The sequence below is a fragment of the Verminephrobacter aporrectodeae subsp. tuberculatae At4 genome, from assembly GCF_000193225.1.
Taxonomy (GTDB): domain Bacteria; phylum Pseudomonadota; class Gammaproteobacteria; order Burkholderiales; family Burkholderiaceae_C; genus Acidovorax; species Acidovorax aporrectodeae.
In genome coordinates this window covers 1-19,316 of the sequence record NZ_AFAL01000393.1, presented here as the reverse complement: position 1 = coordinate 19,316, position 19,316 = coordinate 1, and the positions used below count along the sequence as shown (strand labels likewise).

Annotated in this window: 20 protein-coding genes and 2 pseudogenes; 17 read left to right on the top strand and 5 right to left on the bottom strand. The window is 65.3% G+C overall.

Translation table 11 applies throughout. The features are described 5' to 3' along the window. Positions 1–71 precede the first annotated feature (71 nt). The 5 genes from VTU_RS0110665 (at position 72) to VTU_RS0110645 (ending at position 3,030) form a co-directional block, all read left to right on the top strand. Entirely contained in the window at positions 72–1,313 is a 1,242-nt protein-coding gene (locus tag VTU_RS0110665) for a JmjC domain-containing protein (protein WP_010104015.1), read from the top strand. 4 nt (positions 1,314–1,317) lie between these two features. Next, positions 1,318–1,608: a CopG family ribbon-helix-helix protein gene (locus VTU_RS0110660; protein ID WP_010104014.1), complete on the top strand. Its 291-nt coding sequence runs from the start codon at positions 1,318–1,320 to the stop codon at positions 1,606–1,608. Further along, positions 1,605–1,889 (top strand): type II toxin-antitoxin system RelE/ParE family toxin, encoded by a 285-nt coding sequence (locus VTU_RS0110655; RefSeq protein WP_010104013.1) that lies wholly within the window; start codon positions 1,605–1,607, stop codon positions 1,887–1,889. Before VTU_RS0110660 ends, VTU_RS0110655 begins: the two co-directional genes overlap by 4 nt. Before the next feature lie 113 nt (positions 1,890–2,002). Continuing rightward, entirely contained in the window at positions 2,003–2,362 is a 360-nt protein-coding gene (locus tag VTU_RS0110650) for a DUF2946 family protein (RefSeq protein WP_040892675.1), read from the top strand. A 188-nt stretch (positions 2,363–2,550) separates the two neighbouring features. After that, on the top strand, positions 2,551–3,030 hold the full coding sequence (locus tag VTU_RS0110645; protein ID WP_010104011.1) for a copper chaperone PCu(A)C: 480 nt from the start codon (positions 2,551–2,553) through the stop codon (positions 3,028–3,030). A 64-nt stretch (positions 3,031–3,094) separates the two neighbouring features. On the opposite strand, the gene VTU_RS26835 is transcribed toward VTU_RS0110645, so the two are convergent. Genes VTU_RS26835 through VTU_RS0110630 form a run of 3 tightly spaced genes read right to left on the bottom strand, consistent with a single transcriptional unit; the run spans position 3,095 to position 6,240 of the window. Beyond that, complete coding sequence (locus VTU_RS26835; protein ID WP_010104010.1) at positions 3,095–4,327, bottom strand: CaiB/BaiF CoA transferase family protein; 1,233 nt, start codon at positions 4,325–4,327, stop codon at positions 3,095–3,097. A 7-nt stretch (positions 4,328–4,334) separates the two neighbouring features. Further along, complete coding sequence (locus VTU_RS0110635; RefSeq protein WP_010104008.1) at positions 4,335–5,324, bottom strand: tripartite tricarboxylate transporter substrate binding protein; 990 nt, start codon at positions 5,322–5,324, stop codon at positions 4,335–4,337. Positions 5,325–5,364: 40 nt separating this feature from the next. Continuing rightward, a complete protein-coding gene (locus VTU_RS0110630; RefSeq protein ID WP_010104007.1) occupies positions 5,365–6,240 on the bottom strand; it encodes an HpcH/HpaI aldolase/citrate lyase family protein in 876 nt (291 codons plus the stop codon). Positions 6,241–6,333: 93 nt separating this feature from the next. On the opposite strand from VTU_RS0110630, the gene VTU_RS0110625 reads away from it, so the two are divergent. Genes VTU_RS0110625 through VTU_RS0110615 form a run of 3 tightly spaced genes read left to right on the top strand, consistent with a single transcriptional unit; the run spans position 6,334 to position 9,187 of the window. Continuing rightward, positions 6,334–7,323: a LysR family transcriptional regulator gene (locus tag VTU_RS0110625; protein ID WP_010104005.1), complete on the top strand. Its 990-nt coding sequence runs from the start codon at positions 6,334–6,336 to the stop codon at positions 7,321–7,323. Beyond that, positions 7,320–7,958, top strand: a complete 639-nt coding sequence (locus VTU_RS26830) for an ABC transporter ATP-binding protein (protein ID WP_010104004.1) — start codon at positions 7,320–7,322, stop codon at positions 7,956–7,958. Before VTU_RS0110625 ends, VTU_RS26830 begins: the two co-directional genes overlap by 4 nt. Then, on the top strand, positions 7,958–9,187 hold the full coding sequence (locus VTU_RS0110615; RefSeq protein ID WP_010104002.1) for a hypothetical protein: 1,230 nt from the start codon (positions 7,958–7,960) through the stop codon (positions 9,185–9,187). Before VTU_RS26830 ends, VTU_RS0110615 begins: the two co-directional genes overlap by 1 nt. Here VTU_RS0110615 and VTU_RS26825 read toward each other — a convergent pair. Next, a pseudogene (locus tag VTU_RS26825) lies at positions 9,182–9,412 on the bottom strand (mandelate racemase); the annotation flags it as partial. The gene VTU_RS0110615 and the pseudogene VTU_RS26825 sit on opposite strands and share 6 nt — an antisense overlap. A 153-nt stretch (positions 9,413–9,565) precedes the next feature. Here VTU_RS26825 and VTU_RS0110610 point away from each other — a divergent pair. The 6 genes and pseudogenes from VTU_RS0110610 to VTU_RS31415 all read left to right on the top strand — a co-directional run bounded on the left by VTU_RS0110610 (position 9,566) and on the right by VTU_RS31415 (position 16,400). Beyond that, a complete protein-coding gene (locus VTU_RS0110610) occupies positions 9,566–10,258 on the top strand; it encodes a GntR family transcriptional regulator (RefSeq protein WP_010103998.1) in 693 nt (230 codons plus the stop codon). 50 nt (positions 10,259–10,308) lie between these two features. After that, positions 10,309–11,283: a Bug family tripartite tricarboxylate transporter substrate binding protein gene (locus VTU_RS0110605; protein WP_010103996.1), complete on the top strand. Its 975-nt coding sequence runs from the start codon at positions 10,309–10,311 to the stop codon at positions 11,281–11,283. 67 nt (positions 11,284–11,350) lie between these two features. Next, a complete protein-coding gene (locus VTU_RS0110600) occupies positions 11,351–12,721 on the top strand; it encodes an MmgE/PrpD family protein (protein WP_010103995.1) in 1,371 nt (456 codons plus the stop codon). A gap of 131 nt (positions 12,722–12,852) precedes the next feature. Beyond that, positions 12,853–13,134 (top strand): annotated as a pseudogene (locus VTU_RS34780) (ATP-binding cassette domain-containing protein); the annotation flags it as partial. A 472-nt stretch (positions 13,135–13,606) separates the two neighbouring features. Next, on the top strand, positions 13,607–14,911 hold the full coding sequence (locus VTU_RS32695; protein WP_236610705.1) for a hypothetical protein: 1,305 nt from the start codon (positions 13,607–13,609) through the stop codon (positions 14,909–14,911). A gap of 25 nt (positions 14,912–14,936) precedes the next feature. Continuing rightward, on the top strand, positions 14,937–16,400 hold the full coding sequence (locus VTU_RS31415) for a ricin-type beta-trefoil lectin domain protein (RefSeq protein ID WP_081479790.1): 1,464 nt from the start codon (positions 14,937–14,939) through the stop codon (positions 16,398–16,400). A gap of 73 nt (positions 16,401–16,473) precedes the next feature. Here the strand turns inward: VTU_RS31415 and VTU_RS35855 are convergent, their stop codons facing one another. Beyond that, positions 16,474–16,821 carry an IS66 family transposase gene (locus VTU_RS35855; protein ID WP_438873580.1) on the bottom strand — a complete coding sequence of 116 codons (348 nt, stop codon included), beginning with the start codon at positions 16,819–16,821 and terminating at the stop codon, positions 16,474–16,476. Between VTU_RS35855 and VTU_RS26815 the strand changes: the two genes are divergently transcribed. The 3 genes from VTU_RS26815 to VTU_RS0110565 form a co-directional block, all read left to right on the top strand. Further along, positions 16,804–17,616 (top strand): 3-hydroxyacyl-CoA dehydrogenase, encoded by an 813-nt coding sequence (locus VTU_RS26815; protein WP_010103988.1) that lies wholly within the window; start codon positions 16,804–16,806, stop codon positions 17,614–17,616. The two genes, VTU_RS35855 and VTU_RS26815, sit on opposite strands and share 18 nt — an antisense overlap. 39 nt (positions 17,617–17,655) lie before the next feature. Then, positions 17,656–18,588, top strand: a complete 933-nt coding sequence (gene kce, locus VTU_RS0110570) for a 3,5-dioxohexanoate:acetyl-CoA acetone transferase (RefSeq protein ID WP_010103986.1) — start codon at positions 17,656–17,658, stop codon at positions 18,586–18,588. A gap of 45 nt (positions 18,589–18,633) precedes the next feature. Further along, positions 18,634–19,316: protein adenylyltransferase SelO family protein (locus tag VTU_RS0110565; RefSeq protein WP_010103984.1), on the top strand; the 683-nt coding region annotated here is incomplete at its 3' end.

The following is a 19,316-nucleotide window of genomic DNA, read 5'->3' as shown; positions in this document are numbered from 1 at the left end:
TGTCGGGTGATTTCCATAGGAGAATTGTCGCAGTTCGACCCACCATCCCGCCACCGGGCGCAGCCCCTCCCATGGATATCCAGCAAACCCTTGCCCTGCTCGGCGGACTGACTCCCGCGCAATTCATGCGCCGCCACTGGCAGAAAAAACCCCTGCTGGTGCGCCAGGCCATCCCCCGGTTTGCCCCGCCCGTGCTGCGGGCCGCGCTGTTCGCGCTGGCCGCGCGCGAGGGCGTGGAGTCGCGTCTGCTGCAATCGACCCCGGGGGCCTGGAAGCTGCGCCATGGGCCTTTCAGCCGCCGCGCGCTGCCCGCCCTGCAGCAGCCCGACTGGACCCTGCTGGTGCAGGGCGTCGATCTGCACGACGACGCGGCCCATGCGCTGCTGCAGCAGTTCCGCTTCGTTCCCGAGGCGCGGCTCGATGACCTCATGATCAGCTACGCCAGCGACGGCGGCGGCGTGGGGCCCCATTTCGACAGCTACGACGTCTTCCTGCTCCAGGCCCACGGCAGGCGCCGCTGGCGCATCGGCCGCCAAAAGGACTTGGCGTTGCGCGGCGACCTCCCGTTGAAGGTGCTGGCGCGCTTCGCGCCCGAAGAGGAGTTCGTGCTCGACCCGGGTGACATGCTGTACCTGCCGCCGCGCTACGCCCATGACGGCATCGCCGAGGGGGAGTGCATGACCTATTCCATCGGCTTTCGGGCGCCTGCGCGCGCCGAACTCGCGCGCGAACTGCTGCTGCGCCTGGCGGACGATGTCGGCGACGACCCTTCCCGGCTGTACCGCGACGCGGGCCAGCCGGCCCTGTCGAACCCCGCGGCCATTCCCGCGGAGTTGCAGGCATTCGCCCACGCGGCCCTGTCCCGCGCCCTTGCGCAACCCTTGGGGCTCGAGCGTGCGCTGGGTGCGTATCTGACCGAGCCCAAGCCCGGCGTGTGGTTCGAGGCCGGGGACGCCAGCGCGCTGCGCAAGGGCCTGCACCTGGACCGCCGCAGCCGCATGCTGTACGACGCGCAGCATGTTTTCATGAACGGCGAGAGCTACCGCGCGGCGGGGCACGACGCCCGCCTGATGCGGCGCCTGGCCGACGAGCGGCAGCTGACGGCGCGCGATCTGGCGCGCGCCAGCGACGCTGCGCTGGAACTGCTCGCGTCGTGGTGCGACGCGGGCTGGGCGCATGCCGGGAGCGGCCCGGCAACGCCGCCGTTGCGTTCGCTGCGCGGCCTTCTGCATGATGCCCGGGACAGGGCTGCCAGAAACACCCTCGCCCTCCACGTGTTATATTGCACCCCTCTTGTAACATCACGAGGGTGACGACATGAGCGAAGCGACTTTCACTTTCCGGGTCGACGAGGCCCTGAAAAACGATTTCTCCAGTGCAGCCAAGACCCGCGACCGCAGTGCTGCGCAGATCCTGCGCGACTTCATGCGCGACTTCGTGCGGCAACAGCAGGAAGCGACCGAGCATGACGCCTGGTTCCGTCGCCAAGTGCAAATCGGCCTGGACTCGGCCAACGCCGGCAGGCTGATTCCAGCGGCCGAGGTCGAAGCCAGGTTCACGGCCAAGCGGGCGGCAACGCGCCACCGGCTTGAAGCCCAGACCGAATGATGGAACTGTTCTGGACGCTCGATGCGACCCAAGACCGCGACGAAATCCACGACTACATCGAGGCCGACAACCCGGCCGCCGCGCAGGCCCTCGACGAGTCGTTCGCGCAGAGATCCGGTCGCCTGCTCGATCATCCCGGCCTCGGCCGGCCCGGTCGCGTCGCCGGCACCCGCGAACTGGTAGTGCACCGCAATTACCTCCTGGTCTATGACGTGGCTGGCGACTTGGTGCGCGTGCTGCGCGTCTTGCACACGGCCAGGCAATGGCCGCCGCAGAACTGAGAGCGTGCGGGCCCGGTAATCGCCGCACGGGCAGGTCGGTCCGGTAGGTGCGCCGCGCATGGCCCTTCTGCGGGCGTGTCTACAATGCCCGGCTCTCCATGCTGCTGTCGCCCATGCAAACCATCCGCCACGCGCGCTGGCTCGCCCGCCTCGTACTGGCGTGGTTCGTCCTGTCCATCGGCGTGGCCGTGGCGTCGCCGCTGGTCAAGCCGCGGTCGATGGAACTGATCTGCTCGGGCTCGGGCGCCATCACGCTGCTGACCCAGACCGCCGACGGCACCCAGGAGATATCCAACCACCACACGCTGGACTGCCCCCTGTGCGTCCATGCCGGCGCGCCACCGTCCAGGCCAGCGTCTGGCCAGCCCGTGGTCTACCCGCGCGCGCAGACGCTGCGCCCCCTCCCCGCCGCGCATATCGCCGCGCGCACGGCCGCGCCGCTACCGCCGCGCGGCCCCCCAACCCATTCCTGATCCGCTGCCTGTTCGACGGCTGCCGGCGCTGGTGAAACATGCGCTGGCAAGCGCATGGCGTCAGCCATGGCGCACGCCCGGACTCGCGCCCAAGACCAGCGCACACCCCCCGGGCCTGGAGTTTTCCGCAGCGGCTGCAAACAGCGCGCTGCCCCATTTTTCACCCAACCGAAGAGAGAAAGAACATCATGAAAAAACTGCTTCACACCGCTGTCCTGGCCTGCACCCTGACTGCCGCCCTGGCCTGCGCGGACCACGCTCCCGTCGCAGCCGACGGCGCCTGGGCGCGCGCCAGCGTGCAGGGCCAGAAAGGCACGGGCGCTTTCATGCGCCTCACGGCCAAGGACAGCATGCGCCTGGTGCGCGCCGAGTCACCCGCTGCGGGAGTCACCGAGCTGCACGAGATGAAAATGGAAGACGGCATCATGAAGATGCGCGCCATTGCCGCGCTGGACCTGCCCGCCGGCAAGACGGTGGAACTCAAGCCGGGCGGCCGCCACATCATGCTGATGGACCTGAAGGCCCCGCTGATGAAGGGCAGCTCGGTGCCGATCAGCCTGGTGTTCCAGGACGCCAAGGGCGAGGAGGTCCGGCTCGACCTGACCGTTCCCGTGCACACCGTGACCCCTGACGGCGCCAGCGGCACTATGGACGGGCACAAACACTGAGCGGGAATTCATGGCCCGTGCAGCCCGAAGCCGACGCGTTTCAGCTTCGCTGTGGGTGGCGGTCTCACTGCGCTCCACGCAGGGTGCCCGCTCCATCATGCGGCGATGGCTTCCCTGTGTTCTGACACGCGTTCCCGCGCTGGCGAAGACGATCTGCTTCGGCGCGCACGGCATCGCCATGCTGGTCGAGAACCGGTGCGGCAAAGGGGGGTGGCCCGGGCGTGCGACCGAACTTCCAGCCGCGCGCAAAGCCCCGGTACGTGCCTGCTGCGGGGTGCTGAAACTTTTGCACCATGTCCCCGGCCAAGACCTGCGGAAAGTCGAACATGTCCTCCACCGAGCGTGCGGCCGCACAAGGCACCTCCTCACCGAACACGGCCTCCCATTCGAGCGCGGTGCGGGCCACCAAAGCCGCATGCAGCCGCGGAACGATCTCGGCGTGGTGCTGCGCGCGCTTGCGCACGGTGTCGTAGCGCTCGCAGAGCAGTTCCTGGAGTCCGGTCCTTGCACACAGTGCTTGCCAGAAGTGCGGTGTGTTGGCGGAGATGTAGATCGCCCCGTCGCGTGTGGGGTGAATGCCCGTGACGCCGCCCGAACGCATCTCGCGGCCAACGTCGCGGGGCTCGCCTTCGACCCATACCATGCGCGCCGACTGCATGGCCAATGCCGAGCGCAGCAGCGAAACGCCCACGTACTGGCCCTGTCCGCTTTTCTCCCGTTCATAGAGCGCGGAAGACACCCCCCCGGCCACCAGAGCGGCGGCGTAGTAGTCCACGACGGAACCGCAGATGATTTCCGGCGGACCGCCGCGCCGCGCCTGCATCGCGCACATCCCGGTCATGGTTTGCAGAACCTGATCGTAGCCAGCCCGGCCCCTGAGCGGGCCATCCTCGCCATAGCCGGTGACGGCACAGTAGATCAGGCGCGGATTGGATGCGCGCAATTGCTCGTACGCAATGCCCAGCCGCGGCGGTACGGCCGGGCGAAAGTTGTGTACCAGCACGTCGGCCTGGCGCACCAATGCCAGCAGGCGTTCGCGGTCCTCGGCATGCTTCAAGTCCAGCACCACGCCCCGCTTGCTGCGGTTGACACCCAGGAACGCGCGACTTTCCGCGTCCAGCGTGGATGGGTACTTGCGCAGTGTGTCCCCCCCCGGCGGCTCGACCTTCAGGACTTCGGCCCCCTGGTCGGCCAGCAGAGCACAGCCATACGGTCCGGCGATGTAGGCACCGAGGTCCAGTACCCGGACGCCGGTGAGGGGGCCGGCCGTGCAATCCGGTGCGCTGTTCTGGTTCATGGCTGCCTTAGTCCGCGAGGATGTTTTGTTGCTTTGCCAGCTGCTTCCAGCGCCCGATGTCGGCGGCGATGATGGTTCCGAACTGCGCTGGCGTCATCGGCTTGACCTGCGCGCCTTCGCGCAGGAATCGCTCCCTGACCTCGGGCTTGGCGAGCACCTGATTGACTGCGGCATTCAGTTTCTCCACGACGGAGGCCGGTGTGCCGGAGGGCGCCAGCAAGCCCCACCACAGCGAGAAGTCATAGCCGGTGACCGCTGACGAGAACGGAACGAGATCGGGCGCAATCGCGCTGGGCTGCGCGCTCGTGATTCCCACCGCGCGCACCTTGCCCGCGCGCACCATCGGCAGCAGGCTCGGGCCGCTGGCCATCAGCACCTGCGTCTGCCCGCTGATCAAATCCGTCACCGCAGGCCCCATGCCCCGGTATGGGATATGCGTGATGAACAGCCTGCCCGCCTGTGACTTCAGCAGTTCGGTACCGAACTGATTCACGCTGCCCGAGCCCGAAGATGCGTAATTGAACACGCCGGGCCTGGCCCGGATCGCGGCAATCAGTTCCTGGGGATTCCGGGCCGGGAAGCTGTTGTTGACGGCAACGATGAAGGGGCCATCGGCGAACATCGCCACGGGCGTCAGCCCTTTCTCCGGGTCAAAGGACATCTTGCGCTGCACCGCGGCGTTGGTGGTCATGCTCGAGGACACCGCCACCAGCGTATAGCCGTCGGCCGGCGCGTGCGAAACCGCAGCCGTTCCGGTGGTGCCGCTGGCACCCGGGCGGTTGTCCACGATCACCGGTTGCCTGAGAACGTCCCCCAGTTCCCGGGCGATGGTCCGTGCGAAGACATCGTTGGAGCCTCCGGGAGGATAGGGCACGACCAAGGTGATCGGCTTCGACGGAAAGCTGTCCTGTGCCTGCGCCCCGCCCGCCAGCGCCGCTGCAACCGCGGCGATGCCCAGAATGAGGCTGTGCACCCCGCTCGACAGACTCTTTTGCATGCTTGTCTCCTTGATTCATGGACGTGCGCAAGCCGGGAACTCAGTCGGCGGCCAGCAAGCCGAGGCCGCGCGCCGTGGCCACGATCGCCTGGGCGCGGCGCAGGAAGGGCCGGTCCACCATGCGGCCATCGACCAGGAATGCGCCGCTGCCGCGCGCGTTCGCGGCAGCGGCAGCTTCGATGACCTGGGTGGCATGGGCGATCGCAACGTCCGTCGGCCGGAACGCTTCGTTCGCCAACGCGACCTGACCCGGATGGATGCACGTTTTTCCCGCGAACCCCAGCCGCTGCGCAAGCCGCGCCTCGGCACGGTAGCCCTCGGCGTCGGCGATGTCGGCGAACGCGCCGTCGTAGGCTGGCACGCCGGCCTCGCCCGCTGCCATCCGGACAGCCAGCAGAACCTGTTGCACCGCGGCGACCTCCCGGCGCTCGATGCCCAGGGACTCAAACAAGTCCCCCAGACCGACTTGCAGCCCCATCACCCGGGGATCGGCCGCAGCAAGCGCGGCGGCCTCGCGCAGGGACCGGGGCGTCTCGACGTTCACCAGCAACCGGATCCGATCGCGCACACCATGCGCGCGCTCGGCCCGCGCGATGGCCGCGCACGCTGCGCGCACGGCATCAACGCTCCCGGGTTTTGGCAGATTCAGGATGTGCAGGCCGGGCTGGACGACGGCACGCAGGTCCGCCTCGAAATGCGGCGTGTCCACCGCATTCACGCGCACAATGACGCGCTTGGCGGCCTGCGGGTCTGCCAGGCCGTTGCGCAACCATTCCCCGACCGTGCTGCGCGCCTCGGCCTTGCGATCCTCCACGACCGCATCTTCCAAGTCGATCGAGATGGCATCCGCAGCGCCAGCCATGGCTTTGGCGAAGAGATCGGGACGGGTTCCGGGCACGAACAGCTTGCTTCTCATGCCGGGCAGTGTGCGGCCCTCGCACCCGGCAAGAAAGCGGACCGGGCTTGGGAAAGAAGCAAGAAAATAGTGGGTCTGACGGATTCAAAACAGATGGAGACAGCCTTCCTGCAAACCTTCGCGCTGGTGGCGCAGACGGGCTCGATGGCCGAGGCCGCGCGCAGGCAGGATCTCAGCGCCACGGCGGTGGCGCTGCAACTGCGTGCCCTCGAGCGGGAACTGGGGGCCACGCTGGTGGCGCGCTCCGGACGCACGGTGCGCCCCACGCCGGCAGGGCACCGGCTACTCGATTGCGTCGGGGACATTCTGCGTGCAGTGCGGAGCCTGCACACCGTGGTGCGGGACGACGTGGTCGCGGGCGAGTTGCGTCTCGGCGCGATCAACACGGCGCTGCACACGCTGCTCCCGCACCTGCTGCATCGTGTGGCGACGGCCCACCCGGACGTGACCGTGTTCATTCAATCGGGCGCGTCCCTGCAATTGTTCGAAGCGGTCAGGCAGGGAGAGATCGACGCTGCGGTTTGCCTGCACCCGGAGTTCGCACTCGCCAAATCCATGGCCTGGGAGCCGTTGCGCGAGGAACCCTTGGTCGTTCTGGCACCGCGCGCCCTGGCGCAGCACGCACCCTTGGACCTGCTGCGCAGCCAACCCTTGCTTCGCTACGACCGCTCGGTTGGCGGCGGCAAGCTCGCCGACCGGTACCTGCGCAAGCACTGCATCGCGCCTCTGGAGCGATTCGAGCTGGGCTCACTCCTGGCGATCGCGCTCATGGTGCAAGAAGGCCTTGGCGTCTCATTGGTGCCCGACATCGATTCGCCACTCACGAATGGACTGGACATCGTCCGGCTACCCCTGCCCGATGCATCGGAGCCGCGCCGTCTCGGCGTGATCTGGATGCGCGGGTCGCCGCGCGCCCGGCTCGTCGCCGCCTTTCTTGCGCAAGCGCGCGCCGGACCGACACCCATGAATCGCCTGGCTGCACGCAAGAAAGCACGGGATGCAAGCGTCGGCCGGAGCGCACTGCGCGCCACGGTCGAAGCGCGGACCGACGGGCAGGACGCCGCAAGGGGGACGGTCGGATGAGCGGGAACCAGGCCACCTTGGACGTCAACCGGTTGCGCCACTCATACGAGGACCGGGTGATCTTCCACCGCGTGGGATTTTCGTGGACGGGGCCGGGAATCATATGTGTCTGTGGCCCCAACGGCTCCGGCAAGACCACTTTGCTGTCGATGCTTGGCGGCGCCTGTGTCCCCGACGAGGGCGATATCCTGGTGCTCGGGCGCAGCATGCGCATGGTACGTGGGCAAATCTTGCCTTTGCTGAGCTACGTGCCCGACGCATGCCCGGTGTACCCGTTCGTCACTGGCAGGGAGTGGCTCGACTTCGTTCAAGCCGCGCGCCGGCCCGCGATCTCGACGGCACCCGATCTGGTTCGGCGCTTCGGACTGGTGGATTCCCTCGAACTGCGCTTCAGCGCCATGTCGCTGGGCACGGCACGCAAGTTCATGCTCGCCGCCGGGCTGGACACGCAAGCGCCGATCACCGTGCTCGACGAGCCGACCAACGGCCTTGACGCAGCGGCCCGCGACGTGCTTCGCGAGCAGTTGCTGGCGATCGCGGCATCGCGGCTGGTGGTGATGTGCTGCCACGATGTCGGCGAGCAACGCGCGCTTGGCGCCCGCTGCGTCGAACTGGCATCGCTGGAGACCGCCTGATGCACTCGCGCATGGGTCTGGTCCGCAGCTTGCTCTGGTGGCGCTTGCGGCATGTGGCCGAGGTCGCCTGCCGGCTGCTGGTGCGCCGTTGGCAGGGTGTGCTGTTCATCCTGCTACTGCTGTCGCCGCACGAGATGCCGATCCGGCAACAACTGCGCGTGCTCGCACACCCGGCGCTGGTGCTCACCACACCGGGCCCGGTGGCAACGGTGCTGGTCACCTGGGTGGCGATGCTCGCGCTGGCACATGCATGGGCGCAGGCCCAGGGCGAGGCGCTCACCGGCGGGGCGGCATGGGCCTTCGTGCAAACGCAACCCGTGCCAACGCAATGCCTGCGCAGGGTCGACCTCGCCGTGCTGGCCGTCTGTGATCTGCCACTGTTCTTGCCGTTCGTCGTGGCCCTTGCCGTGCTCCCGCAGGGGTCCCCGGCGCAACGTTGGTGGCAGGGCCTCGCCCTTGCCACGGCCCTGATCATGCTACCGGCCATGCAGTGGGCCCTGCGCTGGCGGCCACGCGAGGCCATGCGCGCAACAGTCGTGCAGTGCGTGGGGCTGTCCTGTCTGGCGCAGGGCTGGTCGCCCGCGCCCTTTGTGCTTGGAAGCGTCGCCACCGCGTGGTGGATGTTTCGGCGGGAAAAGGCCCGCGCACCCGGTGGCGTGCCTGCCGTACCGCGTCCACGCCGGCGCGCATGGGCCCTGCCACCGGGCGCGCCCATGTGCTTGCGCCTGGCTTGGATCGACCTGCGTGGGCTGATCGGTGCGCGGCAATGGTCGCGCCACGCCACGCTGCTGGCCTGGGCCGGACTACCGTGGTTGGTGCACGAATACCTTGGCGCGTACGGCGTAGCGACGCAAACTGTCACCGTAGCCGTCGTGCTCACGGCGATGCCCTTGCTCTTCGCCGTGTCCGGCCTGGCGTTCGATCTGCGGCGCATGCACGAACCCCTGCGCGCGCTCAACGCGAGCCTGGGTCTGGGTCCGTGCTACGTCCATGGCGTGGGTCTGGGCGTGCTGCTGTTCTTGTTCGTGATCCTGGTTCTGCCGCTGACGGTCGCCGCCTGGCTCCGTCGCGCAAGCCCCGTGGTGCTCATGATCCTGCCCATCACGGGCCTGGCACTGCTCGCATGCGCCGCCCTCAATTTCCGCGGCGGGCACGCGGGCTTCGTCCCGAAGTTCCTGGTCTGCGCAGCCGCCACCGGGGTTGTACTCCGGCTTATTTTGCAGTCATGACGCAAGACTTCTCATCTCGGAGATCAGATCTGCCTTTCCTTCGAAGCCAATACCGACCAGTTCGGGCATGGTGATATGACCTTGCTCCACACGAACGCCGTCGGGAAAGCCACCAAAAGGCTGGAAAAGGTCGGGATACGACTCGTTGCCACCAAGGCCCAACCCAGCCGCAATATTGAGAGACATCTGGTGTCCTCCGTGCGGTATGCAACGGCGCCACGACCAAGCAGATTCGTCCAGCATCTGGCTACAGCGTGCGTCCCGACCCAGAAAATGCAGCCCCTGCACAGGCCAAGTGCCATGGAGGCTCCGTGTAATTACCAGTGGCCATTTGCGGCGGGGAACGTATACGATATTCAGCGAACAAAGGATCCCCGCATGCTCCCCTGGCTTGCCGAACCGGCCTCCGACCATCTCTCGACCGTGCGCGACACCCCGCTCGCGAAGCTGGTGCGCGACGACATGCTGGCCATGATTCTGCGGGGTGAACTGCAGCCCGGCGAACGCATCAACGAGCCCGATGTCGCCTCCCGGCTCGGCGTCTCGCGGGTTCCCGTGCGAGAGGCCTTGCGCGAACTCGAAGGCACGGGACTCGTGATCGCGCGCAAGCACGCCGGCGTCTTCGTGCGGGAGCCCACTGCGGGGGAGGTGCGCGACCTGTATGAAATGCGCGGCCTGCTCGATGGCTTTGCCGGGCGCCGCGCGGCACGGCTCGAGGACGCGGCGCGCACCGCCCTCGCCAACCTGCTCGACGCATCGATCACCGCCATGGACACGGCCTCCGGCGCGCACGACGTGCAGCGCTACTACCGCGAAAACCTCCGCTTCCACTGGACCATCGTCGAGGCAGCGGACAACCACGCACTGGCCGAGACCTACCGGACGGTCGTGCAGAAACTGCACTTGTCGCGCCTCAGGAACCTCGCGCAGGACATGGGCATGCGCGCGTCGATCGCCGAGCACACGCGCATCGCCCGCGCGCTGCGCAAGGGCGACGTCGCCCGCTGCGAAAACCTCATGGCACGCCATGTGAGCGACGCCTACGACCGCCTGCAGCGCCGCCACCGCTGAACGCCCGGTACCAGCCGCTTTCGCTTCAACCACAACCACGGGAGACACGCATGCAACGCCGCGCCTTCACGCTGGCCCTTCCTTCCTGCGCCTTCCCCGGACTGCACAGCCTTGCGCACGCGCAGGACTTTCCGAACAAGCCCATCCGCTACATCGTGCCGGTCGCAGCCGGCGGCGGCAGCGACATGGTGGGCCGCGCCGTCACCGAACGCTGGGGCAAGCTGCTCAAACAGAGCTTCATCGTCGACAACCAGGGCGGTGGCGGCGGCGTGATCGCCTCGCAGAACACGGCGCGCGCAGCGGCAGACGGCTATACGCTGATGCAGGGCTACGTCGCCACGCACGGCACCAGTCCCGCGACGCGCCAACTGCCCTACGACCCCATCAAGGACTTCACGCCCATCGGCATGATCGGCGGCACACCCAACGTGCTGGTGATCAACACCGACTTGCCGATCAGCGACTTCCGGCAGTTCGTCGAGTACACGCGGGCCAACGCGGGCAAGCTCAGTTACGGCTCGGCGGGAACGGGCTCGCTGACTCACCTGACGATGGAGTTGCTCAAGCAGCAGACCGGCCTGCAGATGACCCACGTGCCCTACCGCGGCGTCGCTCCGGCCTTCACCGACCTGTTGGGCGGGCAGACGCAGGCCATGTTCCCCGGCCTGGCTGCGGCGATGCCGCACATCAAATCAGGCCGCGCGCGTGCGCTGGCGGTGACCGGCAAGACGCGCCATCCGCAGATCAAAGACGTGCCTCTGCTCGAAGAGTTGGGCCTGAAAGGCTTCGATGCGATGCAGTGGTACGGCGTGGTCGGTCCGGCAAACATGCTGCCCGCCGTCGTGCGGCGGCTCAACGACACGCTGAGCGCGGCGCTCAAGACGCCCAACCTGAGGGAGAGGCTGGCGCTCGAGGCCGTCGAACCCATGCCCATGAGCGCGCAGCAGTTCGGCGACTACATCCGCGCCGACCTCGCGCGCTGGACCGGGCTCGCGCGCGAGCGCAGGATCGAACTGAGCACCTGAAGCCCGCTCCCTCTTTCCCCTTTCGTCGTCCCCTCGTCATTTGCCCCAAGACTCCTTCCTCTCTCCCATGGCCCGCAACACCCAGGTTCCCGCAGAGCACAACGCCCCGCCCATCACCCGCATCCTCGCCGAGTACGTCGCGGGCCATGCCTCGCGCGGCTGGAGCGACGTGGTGGACCACGAGGCCCACCGCACCTTTCTCAACTGGCTGGGCTGCGCCGTGGGCGCCGCGCGGCACGAGACCGCGCTGGCCGCGCTGGCCGCCGTGCGCGTGCTGCAACCCGCACCGCAGGCCAGCATCCTCGGGCGCACCGAGAAGGTGGACATCGCAAACGCGGCATTGCTCAACGGCATCACCTCGCACACTTTCGATTTCGACGACACCCACCTGAAGACCATCATCCACCCCGCAGGCCCCGTGGCTTCTGCCGTGCTGGCGCTGGCCGAGTACTCGGGTGCGAGCGGCCGCGCGGTGCTCGATGCGCTGGTGCTGGGCATCGACGTCGCCTGCCGCCTGGGCAACACCGTCTACCCCGAACACTACGACCGCGGCTGGCACATCACCGGCAGCACGGGCGTGTTCGGCGCGGCAGCGGGTTGCGCGCGCCTGCTTGGCCTCGATGCGCAGCACACGGCGATGGCGCTCGGCATTGCCGCGTCGCAGCCGGTCGGCCTGCGCGAACAGTTCGGCACCATGACCAAGCCCTTGCATCCGGGCAGCGCAGCGCGCACCGGCCTGATGGCCGCGTTGATGGCCCGGCATGGCTACACCGCGAGCCCGAGGGCGATCGAGGCGCCGCGCGGCTGGGCGCAGGTGCTGTCCACCAAGCAGGCATGGAATGAAGTCACCGATGAACTTGGCGAGCGCTTCGAGATATCCTTCAACAGCTACAAGCCGTTTGCCTGCGGCATCGTGATCCACCCGAGCATCGACGCCTGCGTGCAACTGCGCGCGCGCGGCATTGCGCCGCAGCAGATCGAACGCATCGAGCTCAGGGTGCATCCGCTGGTGCTCGAACTGACGGGCAAGAAGGACCCGGCCGACGGGCTGCAAGGCAAGTTCAGCGTGTACCACGGGTGTGCGGCCGGTCTGCTGTTCGGCCGTGCAGCCGAGGAGGAATTTTCCGACGCCATCGTGACGCGGCCCGACGTGGTCGCCGTGCGCCGCAAGGTCGTGGCCACGGTGGACGACCGCATCGGCGCAGCCAGCGCCGACGTGACCGCGGTGCTGACCGACGGCCGCCGCGAGCATGTGTTCATCGAGCACGCCATCGGCTCGCTGCAACGCCCCATGAGCGACGCCGACCTCGAGCGCAAATTCCTCGGACTGTCGGACGCCATCCTGGGCGCGCAGCGCGCCGGCGAACTTCTCGCGGCCTGCTGGTCGCTGGGCACGTCCGCCGACGTGCGCAGCCTGACGGCGCTGGCCCGCCCCTGACTCCCGTTCAGCGCAGGCCATCGCCGGCCAGGATTTTGTAAATATTTATTGCATTCTTAAGATAAGGTAAGTACACTCGCCCCCAGACCATCCCGCCGCATGCGCGGCTTCACTGAGAAGGCAGGTGTTCAATGCTTGGATCCACGCTGGCGCGCGCGCCTGTCGTCGAAGAAGGCCGCGCGGCGGCGCTGCACCTGCACGCCGTGGGCAAATCGTTCGGGCGGGTGGCGGCGCTGCGCGCGGTCACGCTGGCGGTCGATCCGGGCAAATACCTCACCAACCTGGGCCCCAGCGGCTCGGGCAAGTCGACGCTGCTGCGCCTGATTGCCGGGTTCGACCACCGGCCCGACACCGGCCGGATCGAGGTCCTTGGCCAGGACCTGGCGGGCCGCAGCGTGCACGAACGCGGGGTCACCGGCAACGAGCAGGAGGCGTTGGCGCTGGGCAGCCGCGTGGCCGTTCTCGACCAAGGCGCGCTGGTGCAGATCGATACGCCGCGCCGGCTGTTCGAGCGGCCAGCAAGCAGCCAGGTGGCCCGCTTGCTCAACTGCTTCAACCCGCTGTCCGGACAGGCCGCCGGGGGGCGCTTGGCGGGGCCCGCGTTCGATGTGCCCTTGCCCGACGTTGCCGCGCAGTGGCGCGGGGCGGCGCTGTGCATGGTCCGGCGCGACCGGGTGCAGGCCGACGCAGACCCGCTCGGGAATGACGCGGGCGTGGACAGCGACCCCCGCATGGCCCGCATCACGGGCGCGTATCTGGCGAGCGAATACGCCGGCTCGCACGTAGTCGCGATCTTCGAGACCGGCGCCGGCGCGCATTTCGAGGCCGAGTACCACCTGAGTGCTGGCGCCGGGAATGGTCTGGATGCTGCTACCGATGCTCTGCGTGAGCTTCTGGATCCAGACCCCGTTCACGATCGAGTCGACGCTGACGCTGGACAGCTGGCGCGCCTTCTTTGCCACGCCGACCTACGTCGGCGCGCTGTGGACCACGGTCAGCCTGTGGCTCATCACGCTGCTGGTCTGCCTGCTGCTGGGCTACCCGGTGGCGCTGTACATCGGCCTGTGCGTGAAGAACAAGACCGTGCAGACCGCGCTGCTGGCGCTGTGCGTGATCCCGTTCCTGATCCGCGTGCTCGCTTGGCGGCCGATGCTTGGCAGCGAGGGCGCAATCAACCTGATGCCGATGCAGTTCGGGGTCATCAGCGCGCCGCTGCAGATCCTGCTGTTCAGCCCCTTGGCGGTGGTGATCGGCATGGTCCAGATCTACGTGGTCTTCATGGTCGACCCGGTGGCCTTCATGCTCTCGCGCATCGACCCCGACCTGATCGAAGCCGCGCGCGACCTCGGGGCCGGGAGGATTTTGCGCACCATCGTGCTGCCGCTGAGCATGCCCAGCGTGGTATATCTTAAGGATAGGAGTCGAAAAATGTTGAAGTACGCGCGCCGCATCAAGCTTGCTATTATCGTGGGGGCTTTCCTGGTTTCGACCATTGCTTTAGCTAATCCGACCACTCGGGTTTATCGAGGTTCAACGCAGTCGCCCTCTGTCGTTTTCCAGGGGGGGTTTAGTGCTGGTGTTGGTGCTGATGGTAGTGGTGGTGATATCAATCTGATTCACCACGTATGGGGTGAATCATGTAATGATGGAACGAGCGCATGGATAAGCACAAGTAGCGATCAGCGCACTGCAGAAGAGTTTGGTTTACAGTCGCTTGAGCCCCTGCCGTCTGGACCTCAAAATGTAGCATATCTGTATACGATTCGCACGGATGTTACTTTCACAAGCATTCGGGACATATTCGAGATAGCTGCTAACGACACTACCAATTATACCGGAGCGCAGCGGCGGACACTCCAAAATAGAATGGAGGACAGCTATATTGCCAGTGAACATGAATTTATAGTACACTCCATACCTACAAGCAATATTGTTTCTGCGCGGGCCATGTGGTTCGATTCCAATGACATGATTGTCTACGGCCCTACAACACCGAATCCACACTACGTGGATATGGATACACATGCTGGAAGTCCATCAGCTGAAGACCCATCATTTATAATAACTTCGTATATTCCAGCAGCGGACATACGAGAGGATGATGGCAGCAGTGACAGCTCTTCTTCGACTTGTTCAAATTCTTCTTCTTCTGGTTGTTCACCACCTAAAAGAGCATACTTAGCCCCTTGAAAATCAAATAATTAACGAGGTCATTATGAAACCACCATTCAATATCTTCGGTTCGCGGTTTGCTTCATTTATCATCTCTGGACTATTGTTGTCCCCTGCGGCGAATGCTCAAAACGTCCTTGAACTGCGACCAGCACGTACTAACTCTGCCGTAATGATTTACTCGAAGCAGCTCTCCAGTGCACAAGACGAGCGGCTATGCGTAGATTTGGGAAATAGCGAGTTTAACGGCAGGCTTGTATCGTGGTCTTGTGACTATAGTAAGCCTAACCAAAAATGGATACTGGAAGAATCAGGTCAGATTCGGTCACAAGTCTATCCTGAACGTTGCGTAGTATGGGGCACTGAAGGCGATGCTCTCAGAATAGGAGACTGTCAAGCCACTCCCGATGACAGACAAAAGTTCTTCTTTCTTGATAATGGTCGAGTTACATCTTCCGACAGATCAAGGTGCTTCAACATTAGCGGAAACAGTACTGATAGTGGCGCGGAGATTCTCAGCTATAAATGTCACTCATCGCTGGCTAAAAACGAGACATTCAGTGTTTTGAGTTCGCCTGATGCATACGTTACACTTAATACTCGGGGATTTGCAGCAACTGGGGAATTTCTCAAAAATGGTGATCCGGTGATGACGAAGAGTGGCCCGGCATTGGCTCCGCCTCTTGAAAAACTATGGTTTCTCAAAAAATTGCTCAATGGCAGCAACGCTTATTTTATCCATTCCGCCGTCAATGGAAAATGCTTGGACGCAAATAGTCGCAACGTTGTAATCACCTTTCCGTGCAAGCTTGATAGTGATTCCTATAATCAACGATGGGAAGTTGCCAAACAAAGTAATGGATATTACAAAATATTCAATCCTTATAGAAATCGCTGCCTGGCGCGCGTCGCATGGGGGAATGTCACTGTTGCTGCTTGCGATAATCGCGAAGGGGGGCAAAATTGGGAAATTAATACCCCTGCTTTTCAAGCGCTTAACGTTTACCTTGTAAGTGAAAAATCCGGGATTAATTCGTGTATTTACCCAGGCTTTGGCAAAAATATGGACTGGGGCAAAAATATGGATCTGATAATGGTCGACTGCCCTGATCAGAAGTCTCAGCGATTAATCAGTGCTGTAGATATATTGCCTGACCGTACAATTTTCTTTCGCACTACTGGATTCTGCTTAAAAGCAGGGACCAATCTTGCCACTCAATTGAAATGTGTGCAGGATGGTTCTTCAAATAATCAAAAGTGGGAGATCAAAACACTTTCTACTGCTTACCCTGCTACTGCGGAGACGCCGTACAATGCTATCCCAATTTGGCGTAATGTGGGAATACTGAGTAGTGCGAGTGGTGGTAGTGGAGCTCTCCTTAGTTCTTCGTTTACCGGTGGACGTCTTGTGATCGGGAATAATACAGGAAGCAGAACTGAAAATCTCTGGCGTGTACTCCCTGTCAGTGGTTTTGGTTTTTGTGAGCTCAAAAAATGGCAGCCTTAATACCATTTCGTTATACACAAGCCCGCTTTCAACCGATGCCGCTGGCGATGGTAAGTGCTTGATTTGTAGTGACTTATTCAGCCGCTACCGACGAACTCCATAGGAGCGCCATTGAACGCCGCCCGTAATGCCTCAAGCATGCCAACCCATGCTTGCGAGCAGTGTCCAGATAGGAGCGGATCGTGCAGAAGCTTTGCGCCCCGGCAAAGGTGCGAAAGCAGCCCGAGATTTTTTGCTTGACCTTGGGCATGCGGATGGCCCGCTCGGCCAAGTTGTTCGTGAAAGGCACCGACAGGTGCATTGCCATCGTCGGCGCCGGGCTGATTGGCCGCGGCTGGAGCATCGTCTTTGCCCGCGCCGGGTGCGGCTCTTCGACTGCGTGCCGCAAGCCCTTGAGCGCTGCATGGCGCAGCTGCCGCAAGATCTGTCCGACCTGCACGCGCACGGCCTGTTGGACGAGACGCCCGCGCAGGTGCTGGCGCGCGTGATCCCTTGCGCCAGCCTGGAGGAGGCGCTGGCCGATGCCACGCTGGTGCAGGAAAACCTGCGCGAAACCCTGGAGGCCAAGCGCACGATCTTCCGCGCCATGGACCGCAGCACCGCGCCGCAGACCGTGCTCGCCAGTTCCACCTCGTGGATCAAGGCCTCGGACATCACGCAAGGATTGGCGGGCCGCGCGCGCATGCTGGTGGCGCATCCCGTGAACCCGCCGCACCTGGTGCCGCTGGTGGAACTGGCGCCCGCGCCCTGGACGGATGCCGCCGTGGTGCAGCGCGCCCGCCGGATCTACACCCGGGCCGGCCAGACGCCGGTGCTGGTGCGCAAGGAAATCCGGAGCTTTTTGCTCAACCGCATCCAGGGCATGGTGCTCAACGAGGCGCTCAACCTTTACGAGCAGGGCCATGCCAGCGCCGCCGACCTGGACCTGGTGCTCAAGGACGGTCTGGGCCTGCGTTGGGCCTTCATGGGGCCTTTCGAGACCATCGACCTGAATGCCCCCGAGGGCCTGCTGGACTACGCGCGCCGCTACGCTCCGAGCTTGCGCGAACTGGCGCAGCAGAGCAGGCCCAACGACTGGGACGACGCCATGCTCCAGCGCCTGAACGCCGAGCGCCGCGAGGCGCTGCCGGCCGACGGGACGCCAGCACGCGCGCGCTGGCGCGACCGGCGTCTGATGGCGCTGCTGGCGCACCGACGCACGCAGAGCAATACTTGAGCACCCTCTCACCCCCCTTCCCCCTGAGGAGCAGCACCCATGCCCGCATCCAGCAAAGTCATCATTACCTGCGCCGTCACCGGCTCCATCCATACGCCCAGCATGTCCCCCTACCTGCCGGTCAGCGGCGAGGAAATCGCGCAAGCGGCCATCGGCGCCGCGCAGGCCGGTGCCGCCATCGTGCACCTGCACGCGCGCAAGCCCGAAGACGGCTCCCCCTCGCAGGACCCGGCGCTGTTCGCGGCCTTTCTGCCCAAGATAAAGGCCGAGGCCGACGTGGTGCTCAACATCACGACCGGTGGCGCGCCCACCATGCAGGTGGCCGAGCGCTTGCAGCCGGTGCTGCGCTACCAGCCCGAGCTCGCTTCGCTGAACATGGGCTCGATGAACTTCGGCCTCTACGGCATGCTGGAGCGCTTCAAGACGTTCCAGCACCCCTGGGAGCGGACCTATCTGGCGGAAAGCGACGACCGGGTGTTTCGCAACACCTTCAAGGACATCGCCTGCATCCTGCAAAGCTGTGCCAGCTTCGGCACGCGCTTCGAGATCGAGTGCTACGACATCGGCCACCTCTACACCGCCGCGCATTTCATCGGGCGCGGGCTGATCAAGCCGCCTTTTCTGATTCAGTCGGTGTTTGGTCTATTGGGCGGCATCGGTGCGCACCCCGAGGACGTGGCGCACATGAAGCGCACCGCCGACCGGCTGTTCGGCAGCGACTACGTCTGGTCGGTGCTGGGGGCAGGGAGGAACCAGATGCCCGTCGCCACGCAGTCGCTGGTCATGGGCGGCAATGTGCGCGTGGGATTGGAGGATTCGCTGTGGAGCGGCCCCGGCCGGCTCGCCCGCAGCAATGCCGAGCAGGTGCAGCGCGTGCGCGGCCTGATCGAGGGCCTGGGCCTGGAAGTGGCGACGCCCGACGAAGCGCGCGCCATGCTCGCGCTCAAGGGGCGCGAGCAAGTCGCGTTCTGACCCGTGGCGCCGCCGGGTCATCCGCAGTGCGAGACAATCGCTGCCATGAACCTGCGCGCCGAAAGCGACACCCCCGCCGACGTCGGCCTGGACTGGAGTCACGGCTTTGCCGCCCTGGGGCCGGATTTTTTCACCGAGCTGCGCCCTGCCCCGCTGCCCCGCCCGCATTGGGTGGGAACGAGCCCGGACGTGGCGCGCCTGATCGGCCTGGACGCATCCTGGCTGCAAAGTGACGCAGCGTTGCAGGCTTTTACCGGCAACACCCTGCTCGCGGGGTCGCGCCCGCTGGCGAGCGTGTACGGCGGACACCAGTTCGGCGTCTGGGCCGGCCAGTTGGGCGATGGCCGCGCCATCTTGCTCGGCGAAACCGCGGGCGGCATGGAGATTCAGCTCAAGGGCGCGGGCCGCACGCCCTATTCGCGCATGGGCGACGGGCGCGCCGTGCTGCGCTCGAGCATCCGCGAGTTCCTGTGCAGCGAGGCCATGCACGGCCTGGGCATCCCCACCACGCGCGCGCTGTGCCTCAGCGGATCGCCCGCCCCCGTGCACCGCGAGGAACCAGAAACGGCCGCCGTGCTGACCCGCGTGGCGCCCAGTTTCCTGCGCTTCGGCCATTTCGAGCACTTTGCCGCGAACGGCCTGCACGCGCAGCTGCAGGCCCTGGCGGACTACACCGTGGACCGCTACTACCCCGAATGCCGCGCGGCCGCCGAACGGGACCTCCCCCC

What these genes read in the sequence shown, in the direction of transcription:
- VTU_RS0110630 (WP_010104007.1), bottom strand. Translation starts at nt 6,240, where the DNA reads ATGAGAAGCAAGCTGTTCGTGCCCGGAACCCGTCCCGATCTCTTCGCC.
- VTU_RS0110650 (WP_040892675.1), top strand. Translation starts at nt 2,003, where the DNA reads ATGCAAACCATCCGCCACGCGCGCTGGCTCGCCCGCCTCGTACTGGCG.
- VTU_RS0110665 (WP_010104015.1), top strand. Translation starts at nt 72, where the DNA reads ATGGATATCCAGCAAACCCTTGCCCTGCTCGGCGGACTGACTCCCGCG.
- VTU_RS26830 (WP_010104004.1), top strand. Translation starts at nt 7,320, where the DNA reads ATGAGCGGGAACCAGGCCACCTTGGACGTCAACCGGTTGCGCCACTCA.
- VTU_RS31415 (WP_081479790.1), top strand. Translation starts at nt 14,937, where the DNA reads ATGAAACCACCATTCAATATCTTCGGTTCGCGGTTTGCTTCATTTATC.
- VTU_RS0110605 (WP_010103996.1), top strand. Translation starts at nt 10,309, where the DNA reads ATGCAACGCCGCGCCTTCACGCTGGCCCTTCCTTCCTGCGCCTTCCCC.
- VTU_RS0110635 (WP_010104008.1), bottom strand. Translation starts at nt 5,324, where the DNA reads ATGCAAAAGAGTCTGTCGAGCGGGGTGCACAGCCTCATTCTGGGCATC.
- VTU_RS0110600 (WP_010103995.1), top strand. Translation starts at nt 11,351, where the DNA reads ATGGCCCGCAACACCCAGGTTCCCGCAGAGCACAACGCCCCGCCCATC.
- VTU_RS0110625 (WP_010104005.1), top strand. Translation starts at nt 6,334, where the DNA reads ATGGAGACAGCCTTCCTGCAAACCTTCGCGCTGGTGGCGCAGACGGGC.
- VTU_RS0110660 (WP_010104014.1), top strand. Translation starts at nt 1,318, where the DNA reads ATGAGCGAAGCGACTTTCACTTTCCGGGTCGACGAGGCCCTGAAAAAC.
- VTU_RS26835 (WP_010104010.1), bottom strand. Translation starts at nt 4,327, where the DNA reads ATGAACCAGAACAGCGCACCGGATTGCACGGCCGGCCCCCTCACCGGC.
- VTU_RS0110610 (WP_010103998.1), top strand. Translation starts at nt 9,566, where the DNA reads ATGCTCCCCTGGCTTGCCGAACCGGCCTCCGACCATCTCTCGACCGTG.
- kce (WP_010103986.1), top strand. Translation starts at nt 17,656, where the DNA reads ATGCCCGCATCCAGCAAAGTCATCATTACCTGCGCCGTCACCGGCTCC.
- VTU_RS0110645 (WP_010104011.1), top strand. Translation starts at nt 2,551, where the DNA reads ATGAAAAAACTGCTTCACACCGCTGTCCTGGCCTGCACCCTGACTGCC.
- VTU_RS0110655 (WP_010104013.1), top strand. Translation starts at nt 1,605, where the DNA reads ATGATGGAACTGTTCTGGACGCTCGATGCGACCCAAGACCGCGACGAA.
- VTU_RS26815 (WP_010103988.1), top strand. Translation starts at nt 16,804, where the DNA reads ATGGCGCAGCTGCCGCAAGATCTGTCCGACCTGCACGCGCACGGCCTG.
- VTU_RS0110615 (WP_010104002.1), top strand. Translation starts at nt 7,958, where the DNA reads ATGCACTCGCGCATGGGTCTGGTCCGCAGCTTGCTCTGGTGGCGCTTG.